Annotated in this window: 14 protein-coding genes; 7 read left to right on the plus strand and 7 right to left on the minus strand. The window is 71.5% G+C overall.

Translation table 11 applies throughout. The features are described from left to right. Positions 1-90: 90 nt before the first annotated feature. On the minus strand, positions 91-1,503 hold the full coding sequence (locus tag DSY14_RS03665) for a GH1 family beta-glucosidase (protein ID WP_211714997.1): 1,413 nt from the start codon (positions 1,501-1,503) through the stop codon (positions 91-93). A gap of 208 nt (positions 1,504-1,711) precedes the next feature. Here DSY14_RS03665 and DSY14_RS03670 point away from each other — a divergent pair, with 208 nt between their 5' ends. Then, positions 1,712-3,229: a hypothetical protein gene (locus tag DSY14_RS03670; RefSeq protein WP_211714998.1), complete on the plus strand. Its 1,518-nt coding sequence runs from the start codon at positions 1,712-1,714 to the stop codon at positions 3,227-3,229. A gap of 34 nt (positions 3,230-3,263) precedes the next feature. Here DSY14_RS03670 and DSY14_RS03675 read toward each other — a convergent pair whose 3' ends face one another. The 3 genes from DSY14_RS03675 to DSY14_RS03685 form a co-directional block, all read right to left on the minus strand. After that, the gene (locus tag DSY14_RS03675; protein ID WP_211714999.1) at positions 3,264-4,349 is read right to left on the minus strand and encodes a magnesium and cobalt transport protein CorA; all 1,086 of its coding nucleotides are present in this window, start codon (positions 4,347-4,349) and stop codon (positions 3,264-3,266) included. 80 nt (positions 4,350-4,429) lie between these two features. Then, entirely contained in the window at positions 4,430-5,077 is a 648-nt protein-coding gene (locus DSY14_RS03680; protein WP_211715000.1) for an alpha-ketoglutarate-dependent dioxygenase AlkB, read from the minus strand. A gap of 47 nt (positions 5,078-5,124) precedes the next feature. Further along, positions 5,125-6,927 (minus strand): hypothetical protein, encoded by a 1,803-nt coding sequence (locus DSY14_RS03685; protein ID WP_211715001.1) that lies wholly within the window; start codon positions 6,925-6,927, stop codon positions 5,125-5,127. Positions 6,928-7,055: 128 nt separating this feature from the next. On the opposite strand from DSY14_RS03685, the gene DSY14_RS03690 reads away from it, so the two are divergent. Both DSY14_RS03690 and DSY14_RS03695 read left to right on the plus strand, forming a co-directional pair. After that, positions 7,056-7,505 carry a hypothetical protein gene (locus DSY14_RS03690; protein ID WP_249187283.1) on the plus strand — a complete coding sequence of 150 codons (450 nt, stop codon included), beginning with the start codon at positions 7,056-7,058 and terminating at the stop codon, positions 7,503-7,505. Then, entirely contained in the window at positions 7,502-7,822 is a 321-nt protein-coding gene (locus tag DSY14_RS03695; RefSeq protein ID WP_211715002.1) for a transcriptional regulator, read from the plus strand. The genes DSY14_RS03690 and DSY14_RS03695 overlap by 4 nt, the downstream gene beginning before the upstream one ends. A gap of 184 nt (positions 7,823-8,006) precedes the next feature. Here the strand turns inward: DSY14_RS03695 and DSY14_RS03700 are convergent, their stop codons facing one another. Continuing rightward, on the minus strand, positions 8,007-9,074 hold the full coding sequence (locus tag DSY14_RS03700) for a DMT family transporter (RefSeq protein ID WP_211715035.1): 1,068 nt from the start codon (positions 9,072-9,074) through the stop codon (positions 8,007-8,009). Positions 9,075-9,145: 71 nt separating this feature from the next. Between DSY14_RS03700 and DSY14_RS03705 the strand changes: the two genes are divergently transcribed. Continuing rightward, positions 9,146-10,081: a LysR family transcriptional regulator gene (locus DSY14_RS03705; protein ID WP_211715003.1), complete on the plus strand. Its 936-nt coding sequence runs from the start codon at positions 9,146-9,148 to the stop codon at positions 10,079-10,081. 10 nt (positions 10,082-10,091) lie between these two features. Here DSY14_RS03705 and DSY14_RS03710 read toward each other — a convergent pair whose 3' ends face one another. Continuing rightward, on the minus strand, positions 10,092-11,021 hold the full coding sequence (locus tag DSY14_RS03710) for a LysR family transcriptional regulator (protein WP_211715004.1): 930 nt from the start codon (positions 11,019-11,021) through the stop codon (positions 10,092-10,094). Positions 11,022-11,335: 314 nt separating this feature from the next. On the opposite strand from DSY14_RS03710, the gene DSY14_RS03715 reads away from it, so the two are divergent. The 3 genes from DSY14_RS03715 to DSY14_RS03725 all read left to right on the plus strand — a co-directional run bounded on the left by DSY14_RS03715 (position 11,336) and on the right by DSY14_RS03725 (position 15,404). Next, positions 11,336-11,878 (plus strand): GNAT family N-acetyltransferase, encoded by a 543-nt coding sequence (locus DSY14_RS03715; protein WP_211715005.1) that lies wholly within the window; start codon positions 11,336-11,338, stop codon positions 11,876-11,878. Positions 11,879-12,020: 142 nt separating this feature from the next. Further along, entirely contained in the window at positions 12,021-13,220 is a 1,200-nt protein-coding gene (locus DSY14_RS03720; protein ID WP_211715006.1) for a hypothetical protein, read from the plus strand. Between the two features lie 99 nt (positions 13,221-13,319). After that, positions 13,320-15,404: an FUSC family protein gene (locus DSY14_RS03725; protein WP_211715007.1), complete on the plus strand. Its 2,085-nt coding sequence runs from the start codon at positions 13,320-13,322 to the stop codon at positions 15,402-15,404. Positions 15,405-15,488: 84 nt separating this feature from the next. On the opposite strand, the gene DSY14_RS03730 is transcribed toward DSY14_RS03725, so the two are convergent. Continuing rightward, positions 15,489-16,148, minus strand: coding sequence for a cyclase family protein (locus tag DSY14_RS03730; RefSeq protein ID WP_211715008.1), 660 nt, complete (start codon positions 16,146-16,148; stop codon positions 15,489-15,491). Positions 16,149-16,332 lie beyond the last annotated feature (184 nt).

Raw genomic sequence — 16,332 nt, forward strand, 5'->3', positions numbered from 1 at the left:
GTACATGACGGTGTCCAGCTTGCCCCAGATCGAATCGGATGCCAACACGACGTTGGCCACCGGGGGAAGGCTGTGGCGGGCCACGACCGGTCAGGCACCCGCCTCCCGTGAGCGCCGCGACCGGTGCTGGGTCAGGTAGTCGCGGTACCAGTGGAAGCTGTCCTTGGGATGGCGGTCCAGACGGTCGTAGTCGACCCGCACCAACCCGAACCGCCGGTCGTAGCCGAAGGCCCACTCGAAGTTGTCCAACAACGACCACACGAAGTATCCGCGCACGTCCACACCGGCTTTGATGGCGCGGCCCAGGGCCGCCAGGTGATCGCGCAGGTAGTCGACACGGTCGGTGTCGTGGACGCGACCGTCGGCGTCCGGGACGTCGGGCTCGGCCGAGCCGTTCTCCGTGATGAGGATCGGTGGCAGCCCCGGATAGCGACGGTCCAGGTCGACCAGGAGTTCGGTGAAGCTCTCGGGCACCACCGGCCACCCCATGGTGGTGTGGCGGACCTCCTCGTAGGGCACCTGCTCCACGCCGATGTCGACCGCGGTGCGCCGGGCGGGGTCGGGTTCGGTGTGCGGGGCGTCGCGCAGTTTGATCGGGCGGTAGAAGTTGACGCCGAGGAAGTCCAGCGGTCGCCCGATCGTGTCCAGGTCGCCCTCGACCCGGAAGGAGGCGTCGGCGAGCTCGCCCCACACCTCCTTCTCGTTGTCGGGGTAGGCGCCGGTGAAGAGGGGGTCGAACCAGGTGCGGTTGTGCAGGGTCCGGGCCCGTTCCACAGCGGCGTGGTCGGCCTCGGAACCGGTGGCGGGCACCAGGTGGTCGGGGTTCAGGGTGATGCCGACCTCGCCGACGTCGGCGGCGCGCAACGCTCCGACGGCCGTTCCGTGGGCCAGGAGCAGGTGGTGGGCGGCGGCCAGGGCACCTCGGCCCTCCCGTGTGCCGGGCGCGTGGCGGCCGACGGCGTGGCCGACGAAGGCCGAGCAGAACGGTTCGTTCAGGGTGATCCAGCGGTCGACGCGGTCACCGAGCCGTTCGGCGACGATGGCGGTGTACTCCCCGAAACGGTGGGCGGTGTCGCGGACGCGCCAACCCCCCTCGTCCTCCAGGGCCTGGGGCAGGTCCCAGTGGTAGAGCGTGAGGACGGGGTCGATGCCGGCGGCGAGCAGGCCGTCGACCAGTCGGTCGTAGAAGGCCAGACCCTCGGGGTTGGGGCGCCCGCGACCGGTGGGCTGGATCCTGGGCCAGGACACCGAGAAGCGGTACAGGTCCACACCGAGGTCGGCCAGTAGGGCGACGTCCTCGGCGTGGCGATGGTAGTGGTCACAGGCCACGTCGCCGGTCTCGCCCCGGGCGACGCGGCCGGGGGTGCGGCAGTAGATGTCCCAGATCGAGGGTCCCCGGCCGTCCTCCTGGGCGGCGCCCTCGACCTGGTAGGCGGCGGTCGCGGTGCCGAACAGCAGGTGCGTGGGCAGCTCGGGGTGGTGTGGGGGGCGTGACGTGGCCATGGGGTCGTCCTCCTTTGGGAGCGCTCCCAATTGTGTTCCACGCCGACCCTCGGAGCAACCACCCCTGGGTGATCATGACAACACCCTGAGTGCACTCGAAAAGTCGACCGAGCCGAGACCTCGTGCGCCGAACCGGATCCCGTCCCGCGCCGTCAGAACCTTCAGCGCGCACACGACCCCATGAGCGCGCCGCAGAAAGGGCGAAGGCATGAGTTTCACCGACTACTCACAGAACGTGCGCATCCGGGAGCTGGAGGAGAGCCTCAGCAGCGCGCACTCGCACATGGCCCGAGAACGCAAGCACATGCGCTCGGAGTTGAGCCGGCTCCGGGGCGGTGTGGAACAGCGGCTCGACCGGGTCTCGGCCACCCTGGACGCCTTCATCGAACTCAGCGACCTCCGCGTCACCCTCGCCATGTTCGACGGCGCGGCCATCGCCCGCCACCGCACGCTCCAGATGATCGACGGCGCCGCGCTCGGCACCCTCGAACTCGACGACGTGCCCGGCTACTGGCTGGTGCCCGCCGCCCGCGGCCTGCACGCCCTGCTCAACGGCGACCTCCCCGGCGCGCGGGTGCGCTTCGACGAGGCCGCCGAGATCGACCCCGAACGCGCGCACAGCTTCGCCGCGCTGGCCGCGGCGCTCACCAGCGCCGAGCACGCCCGGGCCCTCGGTGAGGACGTGGCCGCGGACCTGCTCCCCCACCTGCCCGCGCCCGACAGCCGGATGACCCGCGGTCAACGCGCCCTGTGGCTGCTGAGCGCCGACGGCTCGCTCGGCGAGGACGCCCGCGAACGCCTGCTGCTGTCCACCCTGCGTCACTGGTCGGCCCAGAACATCCGGGCACCGGAGGTGGGCACCTGGCTCGTGGCCTCCGACGGGCGAGGCGGGCCCGACCGGTCGTCGGCCGCCGGGCGGCTGACCGGGCTGCGTGAGCGCGTCGCCCACGTCACCGCGCTGGGCGTCGAGGACACCTCCACCGAGGTGCACGCCCCGGACCGTGCCAGCGTCGACTACCTCCACCGGGCCCTGCGTCTGTTGGTGGAGGAGGGCGGCCCGGAGGAGGCTCCCCTGCTCGCCGAGGCGAACCGGCTGCGCGCCGTCATCGAGGCGGGCGGCGAAGAGGTGACCCTCCCTTCCTGGGGGGAGAGCGTCGAGGAGGTCCACACCCTGCTGACACAGGACCTGACCTCGGAGGAGGCGCCCCCGCACCGCCGGACCTTCGCCCTGGTGCTCCAGCGCGCCACCGTGTTGGAGAGCGCCGAGACCCTGGCGAAACAGGCCGCCGAGCCCGCACCGGAGCAGACCAGCGTCTCCGTGCGGGGCGTCGCCGTCACCATCACCGCGAACGGGGCCGACCGCCGGCAGTTGGACCAGGCCCGACGCAGGGTCATGGCGCACACGCAGGAGAGCGGTGACGCCCGCACCATGCTGTGGATCGCGGGGATCTCCGCGGTCGTGCTGTTCATCCTGGCGCTGCTGACGATGCAGGGTTTCCTGTGGCTGCTGACCCTGTGCGCCCTGGGCGGCATCGGGCTGGCCTACCACTCCACCCAGAAGGAGAGGGAGACCTTCGAACGGAATCGGGCGCAGGATCTGCAGAAGGTGGACACACGGATCTCCCAGGCGAGCGAGGAGTGGCGTCGCGAGCGTGCCCGGGCCGAGGAGCAGGCCACCACGGCGCAGGCGGACCTCGAGGAGATCCGCCGACTGCTCGCCCCCTGAGAACACGCCTCGTGCCCGGGGCCGGCCGGCGCCCCTACAGCCAGCCGTTGCGTTTGAAGACCATGTACAGCCCCAGTCCGATGAGGACCATGGCGCACAGGGTGAGCGGCCAACTGAACAGCCAGTGGTACCCGTGCACGGGGGCGATGTTCATGCCGTAGATCGAGGAGATGAGGGTGGGCACCACCAGGATCCCGCCCCAGGAGGACACCTTCTTCATCGCCTCGTTCTGGGCCTGGTCGATGAGGCTGCTCTCCACCGCCATGATGTTCTGCAGGAGTTGACGGAACCCGTCCACGTGTTCGCCGGCCACGGACACGTGGTCGGCCACGTCGCGCAGGTACTCGCGCAGCTCGTCCAGGTGCCGTTCGGCGGGACGGAGCGGCGCGGGCAGGGGTCGATCGGCGCCCTCGCGCGGGGTCATGAGCATGCGCAGGACCTCACCCAGCGGGTCCACGGCGCGTTGCAGCGCGATGACCTGGCGGGCCAGGCGGTAGGTCCGCCGGGAGGCGCCCTTCTCCCCCGCGAAGACCTGGCTCTCCACGTCGTCGACGTCCTCCTGGAGCGCGGCGATCACCGGCGCGTAGTCGTCGACCACCCGGTCGAGGACGGCGTAGGTCACCCCGAGCGCGCCGTGGCGCATCAACCGGGGATGCTCCTCCAGTCGGGCGCGGATCGGCGCGAAGTCGATCCGGGTGTCGTGGCGGATGGTGATGACGACGCCGCGGGCCCCGAAGACGTGGACCTCACCGACGTGGACCGTCTCCTGCGCCTCGTCGTAGGAGGCGGGACGCAGCACCACGAACAACACGTCCCCGTAGCTCTCGACCTTGGGCCGCTGGTGCGCGACGATCGCGTCCTCCACCGCGAGCCGGGGCAGGTCGAACCGGCGGGCGGCCTCCGTGAGCTGCTCCCGGTTGGGTGAACTCAGCTCCACCCACGCGAACAGGGAGGGGTCGGCCCGAAGGTCCTCGTGGGCCCGGGCGAGCGTGTCCACCTCGCGTTGCCGCTCCCCCTCCCGGTACAGAACGATCCGACAGTCCCCCGGTGGGGCGTCGGTGGGCAGGGCCGCGCCCTTCCGTCCCAGGGCCATGGTGCGCTCGGGCGCGGATTCGGTCATGCTCCGGGGTTCCCCTTCCACCGTGCCGTCGCACCGATCCTGACGTGCGCGGCAGCCGGCGGCGGGGAGGACACGCCCGGTCAGTCGACCACGCCGGAGGCCCGGAGGGTGATGTTGAGCCGCCCCACCAGACCGAGTGCCGGGTCGGCGGTACCGGGACGTACGCGCGGCACCCCGTGGTAGGCCATGCGGGAGGGGCCGCCGAAGACGAACAGGTCGCCGCCGCGGAGTTCGACGTCGGTGTAGGGCCGGTTGCGGTTCTCGGTGTTGCCGAACCGGAAGACGCAGGTGTCGCCGAGGCTGAGCGAGACGACGGGGGCCCGGGAGCGTTCGTCGCGGTCCTGGTGCATGCCCATACGGGCGTCGGCGTCGTAGAAGTTGACCAGGGCGACGTCGTAGGGGTCCCCCTCGTGGGGCGCGCCGTAGGCCTCACGGACCGCGCGCGCGGCCAGCGCGCCCAGCAGTTCCGGGAAGGGCCGGACCGGGGTGCCGTCGGGCAGGGTGCGGCTGTAGGAGTAGGGGCGCCAGTGACGCCCCAACGAGACCATCTCGACGCTCATGAGGCCGCCGCGCGGCATGCGGTGCCGTCGCATCCCGGCGGGTCCGCGCGCCCACTCCCGACACCGCCGGACGAGGTCGAGTTGCGTCTCGAACGGGAGCCGCCCGGGCAGATGGACCGCTCCGGGCGCCACGGTCACCGGTGGGGAGCCGAACAGGGCATCGTCCATGTCCCCATTGTGCCCCGCGCGGGGCCGGACCCGCGCGGGGCACCGGCTCAGCGGCGCATGAGGTCGCGGACGTTGACGACCAGCAGCACCACGACGATGAGGACGATGGGGACGGTGACGGCGATCCGCCAGTCGGCGACGAACGCCATGACCACACCGACCACCAACCCGATGACGAGCACCGCGATCGCGAGCCCCGTGAGGTACTGGACGAACTTGCGGCGGGCGACCGAGTCGATGGCGGCGAACAGGAGCACGACCCCGAGCATGGCCCACAGGGTCATCTGACCGTCGAGCAGGAACAGGGTCAGTGCCAGGGAGAGCAGCAGCAGGGGCGTGCTCAACGCGACCCACAGGTGCAGGAACCGGGCCGTGCGCTGGTCCCCGGAGGCGTAGGGCATGTGCGGGGCGTGCAGGTGTCCCGTGGGCGGGGGTACCAGGGGCACGTCGCCGTCGAGCGCGCGCCGGTGGGTGTCACGCTCGTCCGCGGTCAGGACGCGCTTCTCGTAGACCTCGGCGAGTTCGCCCTCCAGTTCCTCGATCTGCTCGCCGTACTCGCGCGAGCGCGGCCGGGACTGGGCCTCACGGTCCAGGACCAGGCGCGCCGCCTCCAACTGCCGGAGCCGGTCGCGACGGCGCACGATGTCGGCGTCGTGGGTGCTGACCTGCGCGTCGAGACTCTCGACGTGGGCGCGCAGTTCCGCGCGGGCGGCGGCCTCGGTGGGCGCGACCTTCTGCAGACCCACCCAGGCGAGGGGGTCGGCCCAGGAGCGGCGGATGCTGCCGTCGCGTTCGTAGCGAGGACCACTGGGGGCGCGCTCGCCGTCGAAGAAGTCTCGGGTGTCGCGACCCCACAGGCCGCGAAAGCCCTTCACCCAGGAGGTCTCGTCGTCGATGAGGACGGCGTTCCACTCCCGGTCGCCGCCGGGACCCAGGCGTTCGCCGTCGCCGCGCGCGTAGTCCACGAAGGGCACACCGATGCCGTGCCGGTTGATGGCGCTGTCGGCACGGAAGAGGCGGTGTCCGAGCCTGCGCCAGGCGCGGACGAGCCCGCGCAGGAAGGACGGGTCGACCTGGATGAGGTAGTCGCCGGGAAGCATCTGGTGGGAGTGCGAGCCCGCGCCGACGTAGATCATCGGATGGGCGCCGTCCCGGTGCAGGTCGGGGTCCTCCCAGGAACGACGGAGGTCGTCGCCGTGGTACTCGTGCGAGGACGCGCCCACCCACACCGGGCGCGTGGTGCCGTCCGGGTTCTCCACCACGTAGACGGTGACGCGTTCCCAGTCGGCCTCGTGGTCGTTGACCCCACCGTAGATGGTGCGCCAGTCGTTCATCGCGTAGAAGAGCCAGTACTGGAGGACGATGTAGCCGCCCTCGCGGGTGACGCGACCGTAATAGGTCGCCCCACCGTTGTCGACGCGCTCGCGGTAGCGGGTGACCGCGGCGAAGGTGACGCCGCCGGGAACCGCGCCGCGGATGAGCAGCGACAGCTTCATCAGGATGTCGAGGACGCGGCCGAGCACGCCCACGGCGGCCAGTCGGCCGCTCTTGGGGATCACCGAGCGCGCGATGCCCTTGAAGCGGCGGGCCTCCTCGCGCAGCGATTCCTCCTGCACGAAGCGCAGGTGTTTGTGTCGGTGCGGCCACTCCTCCTCCGCCTGGGCCAGGCGGTCGAGGGTGAGGTCTCCGGCGGGGACGATGACGCTCTCCCGCCCGCCGGGTTCCTCGATCCAGAGGCTGCAGTTGCGTACGTAGGCGTCCACCTCGGTGGGGAAGAAGAGTTCGCCCTCGGTGCACATGAGCACCGGTTCGTGGGCACGCAGAAGTTCGAGGTCTGTTCTCTCGGCCATGATTCGCACCAAGCTAGTGCATCCGGCGGTGTGAACGCGCTTCTCGGGGGCGTGGGACGTGTCATGCGGGGCCCCGGGGAGGATTCTTTCTACTTGCCAATTTGGAAAGTGAGTGCCAACATAGAAACATGACGACCGCTGGAGGTACGCATATGCACAGGGACGACGCCTGGGACGCGCTGGAACGGGCCCGGGCGATGGATCGGAAGGTCCGCCCGATGGGCGGCTGGTACGCGATCTACGGCATCGCGTTCGGGATGACGAGCCTGGGCCTGCTCCTGACCATGGGCGTCACGAACTCCGGAACCGGGGCGATCATCGGCAGCTCGGTGGCGCTGCCGATGATCTTCCTGCTGATCACGTACGCGAACCGGCAACCGGTCACCCCGCGCGGCTACGGCCACCTGCACCTGTGGAGCCTCGCCGCGTGGACGGCGATCTACGGCACCACCATCTTCGTGGGCATGTACGTCTTCCCCGGCGACCTGACCTGGTGGGTCCCGATGGCCGTGGTGAGCGCCCTGCCATCGTCGATCGCCGGCCTCATCGCGCTCCGCCGCAGCAGGAGCGCACAGTGATCCATCCGCGCAGCCGACTCGACGAGGTCATCCACTCCCCCGTCCGGTTCTCCGTGATGGCCGCCCTCGCCTCCGCGGACAGCATCGAGTTCCGGGTCCTGCGCGACCTGGTCGAGGTGAGCGACTCCGTGCTCTCCAAGCAGATCTCCACCCTGGAGGACGCCGGCTACGTCACGGTGAAGAAGTTCCGGATCGGACGGCGCACCCGCACGTCCCTGGCCTTGAACTCGCAGGGGCGTACGGCCTTCGATCAGCACGTCCGAGCACTGCGCGACATCGCCGAAGGGGTCACACTCCCCCCTGCCGAAGAGGGCTAGCACCCGCGCCGGACCTGCGGGGGACGTTCGTCCGGTCGCCCACGGGCGATGCCCCCCGAGATCCGGAGAGACACCGAAGGCGCGATCGCGCGGTAGAGGCCATCACACCCCGGGCACCGAAGGTCCCCGACCGTGTCGGGGACCGACCGCAGGTCCGCGGCGAAGGCCCCGAACGCCCACCGCCTCAGACCGCCACCCCGCGATCCCGTTCCCACTCCCCCACTCCGTGGGGCGCGGGGACCTCGGCGGGCGCGGGAACCCTCTCCCGCCCCTCCCCCTCAAGGGGATGCGGCCCGGGGACGCCGTCCTTCGCCCCCGGACCCGTCCGGACGTGGCGCTGACGCACCAGCTTCTTCTCTGGGACGACCGGACCGGAACCGCGGTCACCCCGTGCCGCTCCGATCCCGGCGACCACCACCAACCCCATACCCACCAACTGCACGGTGACGGGTGCCTGACCGATGACGATCATTCCCATGACCAGGGCCACCGCCGGCTCCAGGCTGGAGAACGTGCTGTAGGCGGTCCGACTCATCCGCTGCAGGGCGACCATCTCCAGCAGGAACGGCACCATCGGGAACAGCAGCGCGATGAGCAGGGTGAAGCCGATCAGCTCCGGGTTCGGATCGGCGATCGCGCCCGGCGCGCCCAACGGGGCGGTGACCAGAGCACCCACCACCATAGACAGGGTCAGTCCGTGCACGGCACCGAACCCCGCGCCGACCTTCTGGGTGAGGACGATGTACCCGACCACGCAGACCGCGCCGGCGAGCGCGAAGCCGATACCGACCAGGTCGAGTTGGCCGGCCCAGGGGCGGGTCAGGCACACGACACCGACGACCGCGGCGACGATCCACACCAGTTCACGGCGGCGACGCATGGCCGCGACGGCCACCACGAGCGTGCCGAGGAACTCGATGGAGGTGGCGGTGCCCAGGTCGATCCGCGCCGTCGCCTCGGAGTAGAACAGCATCATCCCCGCGCTCGCTGTGCCCAGGATCACCACGGCGCCGAGCTCACGACGCGTCGCCGCGCGCACGGCCCGCCAGAGGGAGCGGCCACCGAGCATGAGCAACAGCAGCGCGGCCCAGCTGAGCCGAAGCCAGGTGATGGTGGCGGGGCCGGCGTGCTCGAAGGCGGTGACGGCGAGCGCGCTGCCCGTGTGCAGCGTGAACATGCCGATGAGCAGCATCAACGGAGCCGGGACCTGGAAACGGGCACGGCTGTGCGAGGGGAGGAAGGAGCGGATCACCCGACCATTGGATCGGAGCCCTTCGTTTCTGTCCACGAACCCTTGGTTGATGAACCATGTAGTTTCGGTGGATGGATTTCACCCGACTTCGCCTGCTCGTGGAGCTGGACCGACTCGGCACCATGGCGGCTGTGTCCGAGGTCACCGGCATGAGCACCTCGGCGATCTCCAAACACCTCGCCGTGTTGGAGAAGGAGGCCGGAGCGCCCCTGCTCGCCCCGGACGGACGCCGGGTACGCCTCACCCCGGCTGGGCGCAGGCTCACCGAGCACGCGGTGGAGATCCTCGCGCGGGTGGAGGCGGCCCAGGCGGAGTTCGACGGCGAGGGCGCCCCGGTGGGCCGCGTCGACCTGGTCATGTACACCTCGGCCGCCCCGATCGTGCTGCCCGCGTTGCGACGCCTGCGGCGTGATCACCCCGGTATCGACATCCACCTGACCGAGCACGAGTCGGAGCAGGCGCTGACGTTGCTCCAGGACGGGGCCACGGATCTGGGGGTGGTGTACCAGTACAGTCTGCTCCCCCGACGATTCCCGGGGACGCTGAAGGTGTATCCGGTGGGGACCGAGGGACTGCTGTTGTCCCAACCCTCGCAGGGGGCGGACAGTCGGACCCTCACCCGACGGCGTCTGCGCGCGTTCGCCGACGCGGCGTGGATCGCCAGCCCCTACCGCGGTGACGAGGAGGCGTTGGTGCACCGGATGTGCGCCGACGCGGGGTTCACCCCCAGGATCGTGCACCGGATCGACACCCTGGAGCTGTTCGAGGAGTTGGTGTCCACCGGGCTCGGCGTGGGCGTGGTGCCGCGGTTGTCGACCACCACCCGGCGCGGCGTGGCCCACGCTCCCCTGGGCGAGTTGGGGGGTGTGCGTCAGGTGTACCTCGCCGGGCGCACCGGAGGCTGGTCCTGGCGGCCGATCCGGGTGGTCGCCGCCTACCTGCACCAGGCGGCCGAGGACGTGCTCGACGACGTCGCGCCCCTGCCTTGGTCGAGGGCGCCGGACTGATCGGGGTCGGTCAGCCGGCGACGGCGAAGGGCCCCACGGACGGCACGGGAACCTTGCTGGCGGCCTCGCGGACCGCGGTCAGCAGAGGTTCGGGGGTGGCCCCGGCGCGGGAGAGCACGATGATGTGGCGGCGGGCGGTCTCGCGCACGCCGCGCACGACGATCTGCGGGTGGTTGAGGCCGGTCCAGGCCAGGCGGGGCATCAGGGCGATGCCCAGGCCCGCCTGGACCATCGAGAACACCGCGCTGAAGTCGTCGACGGTGTGCACCACCCGAGGCTGGAAGCCGGCCTGGTTGGCGGCGGCGGTCACGCAGGCGTTCCAGGCGGTGCCCGGCGCGGACAGGATCCAGTCCTCCTCGGCCAGGTCGCCGGCCAGATGGAGGCTGGTGCGGGTGGCGAGGGGGTGCTGGTAGGGCAGGATCGCGTCGAAGAGCTCGACCATCACGGGGTCGCTGCGAAAGTCCGGGTCCCCCGCGGCGGGAAGGTGGCTGGTGGACATCGTCACGGCCACGTCGAGGCGGCCCGAGCGCACCATCTCCGCGCTCTCCTCGGGCTCGGCCTGCACCACCTCGAAACTCCATCCGGGGTGGCTGTCGCGCAACCGGGCCAGGGCCGGGGCGACGAGGTCGCTGATCCCGGTGGAGAAGGAGCCGACACGGATGACCCCGCGATCACCGGCGGCGTACTCGGCGAGGTCGGCGGTGGCCCGCTCCATCTCGGCGAAGATCACGTGCGCGCGTTCGAGCAGCACCCGGGCGGCGCCGGTGAGCAGGAAACGACGCCCCTGACGCTCCACGAGGGGCACGCCGGCCTCCTTGGCCAGAGCGGCCAACTGCTGGGAGACCGCCGAGGGTGTGACGTTGAGCGCCTCCGCTGTACCGGCCACCGTGCGGTGGTGGTCGAGGGCCTGGAGGAGCTGCAAGCGCCGAACGTCGATCATGTCTCCCAATTTATGGCAGAACGCCCAGGTTTCGACGTGATTTCGGTCCGATGACAGGCTCTTTGCGCGTGATTCGGTGCACACTGTCCAGCCCGTCGGCACACCGCCTCACAGGAACCACCAAGGAAGAAAGATTCGCACTTCTTCTTCTCTAGCGATGTGCTGCATCGTTTTCCTCGTGTCGCGCCTTTTCCGGCCGATACCGGCACGTACAGTCAGACCCACAGCTCAACCACGGGCCCGTACCGCGCGGACCCCAGGGACTCTGTACCCAAGCTGGTGGAACGGGTGAGAAGAAGATGCAAACTTCGCTGATGACCAAACCTCGACCGACCAACGTCGGTGTTCTCAGCTTCCGCTACCTCGGCGTGCACGAGGTCGAGGAGCTCGCGGACCTGTGGGGTGCCCTCCACCAACAGCACACGGTGACCGCTCCCCACCTCGAGGACATCATCAGCGCCGTGAGCCTGGACGAGTCCTGGCGCCGGCGTCGCGCGCAGTACCTGTCCTGGCTGGCCGACCCCGACACCATGGCGATCCTGGCCGAGCACGACGGTGACCTGGCCGGGTACGCGATGGTGACGCTCCGCGAGAACGCGCAGGGCAGTTGGGACCGGGGCGAGCGCGTCGCGGTCGTGCAGACCTTCGCGATCGACCCCGAGTACACCGGCAGCGGGGTCGGGTCCAAACTCCTGGAGGAGGTCCGTCGACAGTTGGCCGCCATGAACGTCCGGGACGTGGAGTTCTCCGCCCTGGCCACGGCCTCCGAGGACATCCGTTTCCTGGAGCAGGAGGGCTTCCGTCCCTTCGTCACCACGATGGTGTGCCGCGTCGACGGCTTCGGCGCCCACGACTGACCGATCGGCGTCGACGACCTCCCCTTGAACAGCCCCCGTGCGGTCTCACCCACGTCCCGCACGGGGGCTCACCCCTGGCGAGGGCCGCCGCGCCCGCGACACACCCCGGCGGCACAGGGGGCGAAGACGCTACGCTCGCCCCGTGGCCTCCGATGCGAACACCTGTGTCTTCCCCGGCTGTACCCGACCGGTCCCCCGCGGTTCCTCCCCCGGGCGTCCGCCACAGTACTGCGACCTGCCCGAACACACCCGCTGGCGGGCGTGGAAGGAGCGCCAACGGCTGGCGCAGGAGGCCGAGAGCGCCGAGAGCGAGGCCCGCGCGGAGCAGCGGGAGCACGGCCCCGCGGCCGCGCCCCGGTCCGCCGAACCCGTCACCGCGGCCCGACTGCGCGCCGACGACCTCCTCACCCGCTTCGCGGTCCAGGCGGAACAGCTGAGCACGACCCTCGACGCCGCCACCGAGTCCTTCGCGACGATGTCCGACCCGGCCGCCGCGGAGGCCCAGGTGGAGGCCTCCCGCCTGGAGGCCTCCCGTCGCGTCTCGGAGGCCGACTCCGCCCGGCTGGAGGCCGAGAACCGCCGCCGTGAGGCGGAGGCGGCCCGGCGCGCCGCGGAGGAGGCGACCACCGCGGCCGTGACGGACACCCAGGGCGCCGAGCGCATGGCCGAGGAGGCACTCGCGCGCCGGGACGCCGCCGAGTCCGAGCGCGACCGGGCGGTCGAGACCGCCCGGATCGCCGGTGCGGAGCGCGACGCCGCCGTGGCCGAGGCCAACGCCGGTCTGGCCGGCGCCGAACGCCGTATCGCCGAGACGGTCGAGCGGGCCCGCGCCGACCTGGAGAGCGAGCGCACCGATGCGGCGTTGCGGTTGGACCAGGCCCGAGGCGAGGCCGTGCGGGCCCGCACGGAGCTGACCGAGCAGTCACGACTGCGCGAGGAGGCCGACCTGGCGGCGCGCGAGGCCCGCACCCGCGCCGAGTCCGCGGAGGACCGCGCCCGGCGGAGCGCCCAGGACCTGGAGGTCGAACGGAACCGGTTCGACAGCGAACGGGAACGCGCCGAGCAACGCTCCGAGGCCGATCGGGCTGCCGCCGAGAGCGAGCGGAGCCGCCTGACGGCGGAACTGGAGCGCCTGGCCGCGGACCGCGACCGTCTCACCACGGAGCTGGAGACGCAGCGTCGCAACGCCGAGCTGACCCTGGCCGAGGCTCGCGAAGCGGGCGCCGCCCGGCTGGCGCTGGCCGAGGAGGGGCGTGACCTGGCCGTGGAGCGCGCCGAACGGGCCGAGGCGGAGCTCGACGCGCTGCGTCGCGCCGAGCGGGACGAGGCCGGGTCGCACTGACCCCCTCCCCGCCAATCACTTACGCCCCCTTTCGTACCGTTATTTCGGCTTAGGATGGTGGTCGTGCGAGATCTGGGAACCACTGGTGACACCGGCCCGATGCCTCTGGGCGAAGGCGAAGCCACGAAGGGTCCCGAACGCGTGACCGTGGGTGAGCGACCCCGTCCTCGGGTCGACCTCAAGGCGCTCTTCGGTCTGGAGGCCGGGACCTGGGCCTGGACCACCGCCGTCCAGGCGGCCGTCGCGATGACGGTGTCGTTCGCGCTGGCCGCGGTGATCTTCGGCCCCCAGATCGGCACGCTGGCCGCCCTGGGTTCCATGACGGTCCTGTACGAGAAGAAGACCCCCTACGCCTACCGCGCGGCCGCCCTCGCCCTGGTCGGTCTCGGCTTCGTCGCCGCGGTGGCGGTCAACTCCCTGGCCTCGGCGCTGTCCCCGTGGATCGCGGTGGTCTCGATCGGGCTGACCGCGGGCCTGGCCACCTGGGTGTGCGCGGCCTGGCGCGTGGACAAGCCGGGCCCGATGTTCTTCGTGCTGGTCGCCACCATCTCCACCATCGCCCCGGGCGGACCCGCCGACGTGCCGCTGCACGCGCTCGTGGCCGCCCTCGGCGCGGCCGTGGGCTGGGCCGTGTCGATGTCCGGCGCCCCGGTGCGCGCCCGCCACCCCGAGTACCAGGCGGTGGCCGGGGCCTACCGGGCACTGGCGACCCTGCTCCGGGCCGTGGGCACCCCCGAACTCGACCACGCCCAGCACAAGGCGTCGGTGGCGGTGGCGGACGCCTGGCGCATCGTGCTGTTGGGACAGACCCGCGGCTACCGCACCACCGCCGAGGCGGCCCGGTTGCGCGCACTCCTGCGGTGGGTCTCCGACGTCCACCTCGCCGCGACCCAGGTGTGCCTGGCCAGGCCCACCCGTCTGCCCGAGCAGGCCACGGAGTTCGCCGAGAGCATGGCGTCGGCCGTGGCCGACCCGGACCGCGCACCCGACCCGGACTCCCTGGACGAGCTGCGTCGCGGCATGCGGCCCCGCTCCCTGGAGGCCCGCCTGTACAACCTGCTGTCCCGCGCGGCGCAGGCCGCGCGACGCGGCGCCGACGAGGAGGACGAGGACGACCGGCGCACCGCCGACCTCCACGACGATCGCTACCCCGCGCTGCGCACCGCCCTGCGCTCCAGTCTCGGCAAGAACTCGCTGATCCGCCCCACCGCGTTGCGGATGTGGCTGACGGTGACCGCCGCCGGGGCCTTCGGACTGTGGATGGGGCTGGACCACTACTACTGGGTGGCGCTCACCACCACCGCGGTGCTCCAGGGCGGCAACGTGGTCCTGACCCTCAACCGTTCGGTGCAGCGCTCCCTGGGCACCCTGCTCGGCGTCCTGGCCGGGGTGGGTCTGCTCGTGCTCGACCTTCCGCTGGCCGTGGTGATCGTGGTCGCCGGGCTCCTCCAGGGCGCCACCCAGCTGGTGGTGGCGCGCAACTTCTTCTACGCCTCGGTGCTGCTGACCCCGATGGCGCTCCTGCTGTCCTACACGGCCAACCCCTACCCGGCGGCGGAACTGGCCGGGTCCCGGATCATCGACACCCTGGTGGGGTCGGCGTTCGGATTGGCCGGAGCCCTGCTGCTGTGGCGCAAGGCCTCCGCCACCCGGCTGCCGCAGACCATCGCGAACGTGCTGGAGAGCACCCGGCAGTGCATGCAGTCGGTCCTGGACCAGGACGTGGAGATCACCGAGGAACGCCGCTACCGGTTGCGGCGGGACATGAGGGCCGCCACGGTCAACCTGCGCGGTGTGTACGACAGCGCGATCGGCGACGTGCCCCGGGCGGCCTCCACCCGCCCGTTGTGGCCGGTGGTGGTGGCCACCCAGCGCATCGGCTATCTGGCACTGGCCGCGCTCTCCCAGGACCGCAGCCCCGAACCGGCGGGCACCATCACGCTGCAACGGGTCGATCTGGCCTTCCGTGAGCTCATCGCGGCCATGGAGGAGCGTCGGACCCCGCGGTTGGGCGCCCTGCCCCGACTGCCCGCCTACCCCCGGATCAACATGGAGTTGCGCGCGCTCGCCAACGCCATGACCAGTGCCGTGGCCCAGGACGAGCGCGCGGCCCAGCAGGAGGCCGAACGGCGGGCCAGGCGCGAGCAGCGTCGCGCCCAGCGGGACGTGGACGCCGACCTGTAGCGGCGAAGCGGCGGGCCCGGCGCCCATCACCCGGCGCTCCGAACCCCGGGGAGCCGACCGCTCCGACCTCTCCCGGCCTCGGGTTCAGTCCTCGTCGACCGCGGCGAACGCCCGGACCGGGAAGGCCGCCATCCCGCGGACCTTGGCCGGAACCGCGTGGAAGGTGAAGCCCTCCGCGGGAAGTCGGTCGAGCAAGCACAGGTGGCTGACGATCGGCACGCCGGCGGTGAGCAGGGTGGCCTGGGCCGGCCGGGAACCCTCGGCGATGGGCGAGGTGTCGTCGACCCCGATCGAGTCGATCCCGACCAGGACGACCCCGGCCTGGACCAGGGTCTTGGCCGCGGTCTCGGTGAGGTGGGGGTGGTCGTGGGTGCCGTAGGTCTCGGTGCGCCAGTGCCGGTCCCAGCCGGTGCGGATGAGGACCGCGCGGCCGCGCAGCTCCAGCCCGGCGAAGGCCTCCGGGCCGATCCGGCGATCCCCCGTGGCGTCGACCACGACGCCGGGGAGACAGGCGACGCGTTCCAGGTCGAGGTCGGCGGGGTCGGCGGCGTCGCGGTAGGGGTGGGCGGGGATCTCGACGTAGGTTCCGGTCGCCCCGACCATCGAGACGCGGCCACTGCTGTCGCCGTGACCGGGGACGCCTCCCGCGACGGTCGTGCTCTCCTTGAGCACCGGTTCGGGCAGACCCGGGCAGGTGGTCATCGCGTCGGTGATCTGGTGGCTGACGTCGACCAGTTTCGGCATGGCTGTGCTTCCTCGCTCACGTCCGGCAGGAGCGCCCCTGACCTGTGCCAGAGGTCTAGACCATCAGCCTAGCGCCCGTGACTCGGGTCACGACAGTGGTCCGGGGCCCCCGGCGCCCCGCGCCCGACCTGCGCCCCCCGGGCCACCGCTAAGCTCGAAGGACACCATCGCGGGCCGTCGATCC

The organism is Nocardiopsis sp. MG754419 (genome assembly GCF_018207095.1).
In the GTDB taxonomy this organism is placed as follows: domain Bacteria; phylum Actinomycetota; class Actinomycetes; order Streptosporangiales; family Streptosporangiaceae; genus Nocardiopsis.